Here is a 1445-nt window from a genome sequence, read left to right on the forward strand (position 1 = left end):
ACGCCACCGCGCGCGATGCGCCGGTGGCGTTTTTTCGTTGGGACGCGTGAAGCGGCTGACGCCGCGCCATGCGCTAGTCCCGCGCGACGTCCTTCGCCGCCGGCGACGCGCCGTGGCTCAGCCAGTCGAGCACGTCGGCCGTTTCGTCGTCGCTGGCGCGCGCTTTCGCCTGCGCGACGGCTTCGGGCAGTTCGCCGTTCGTCGACGCGCGACGGATCGCGACGCCGACCGCGAGGATGTCGATCATCAGCAGATGCAGAATTCGCGAGATCATCGACAACTGCGACTCGCGCATCTCGATGTGGTCGGTTTCGAGCGCGACGGTCGCGCGCTTCGCGAGCGGCGTGTTGCTCGACGTGATCGCGATCACCTTCGCGCCGGCCTGCATCGCGACGTCGAGCACGCGCAGCAGCTCGGGCGCGCGGCCCGACTTCGACACCGCGACGATCACGTCGCCCTTGCCGAGCAGCGCGGCCGACGCGGCCTGCATGTACAGGTCGCCGTACGCGATCGTCGGAATGCCGAAGCGGAAGAACTTGTAGTGCGCGTCCTGCGCGACGATGTTCGAGTTGCCGAGCCCGTAGAACTCGATGCGGCGCGCGCCGTTCAGGATCTCGATCGCGTTCTCGACGTGCTCGAAATTCAGGTGCTCGCGCAGCTGCAGGATCGCGGACACCGTATTGTCGAGCACCTTCGCGCCGAAGTCGGTGGCCGTATCGCCGAGATGCACCTGGCTGTGGCTCATCGGGATCGTGCCGGTGAGGCCGGTGGCGAGCTTCAGCTTGAAGTCCGACAGCCCCTGGCAGCCGAGCGAGCGGCAGAAGCGGATCACGGTCGGCTGGCTCACGTCGGCCTTGCGCGCGATGTCGACGATCGGATCGTTGATGATCGAGCGCGGATGGTTCAGCGCGAGATCGGCGACGCGGCGCTCGGCCGGCGTCAGCGCGTCGCGCATCTGGCGGATTCGCTCGAACACGGCCGACGACGCACCGCCGGAACGGTTCGACAACTGTTCCGCGAGAATCGCCGACACGCCGAGGAACGCCGGGTATTCGGCGGTGATCAGGTAGGTCGGGATGTTTTCGAGGTAGTGCGTGAAGCGGCCCTTCGCCTCGAAGCGCGCGCGGAACGACGAGCGCGTGAACAGCTCGCCCAGCTTCAGCGCGACGCCACCGCCGATGTACACGCCGCCTAGCGCGCCGAGCGTTAGCGCGACGCTGCCCGCGAACGCGCCGAGAATCCCGCAGAAGCATTCGACCGTCTCGAGCGCGAGCGCGTCGCCCGCATGCGCGCGCTCGACGATCTCGACCGTGTCGACGGTCGCGGCGACGCGCTTCTTGTCGCGCGCCGCGAGCGCGCGATAGATGATCTCCATGCCGGGGCCCGCGCACACGCGTTCGAACGACACGTGCGGAAACTTCTTGCGCGCGTACTGCAGTACCAGG

Annotated in this window: 1 protein-coding gene; it reads right to left on the minus strand. The window is 67.9% G+C overall.

Going from position 1 to position 1445, the window contains the following annotated elements; all coding sequences use genetic code 11:
• Positions 1–73 precede the first annotated feature (73 nt).
• Positions 74–1445 (minus strand): bifunctional transcriptional regulator/glucokinase (locus JMF90_RS36910; RefSeq protein WP_201326327.1); only part of this gene is annotated, 1372 nt, incomplete at its 5' end.

The organism is Burkholderia sp. E168m23, assembly GCF_016586125.1.
GTDB lineage: Bacteria > Pseudomonadota > Gammaproteobacteria > Burkholderiales > Burkholderiaceae > Burkholderia > Burkholderia orbicola.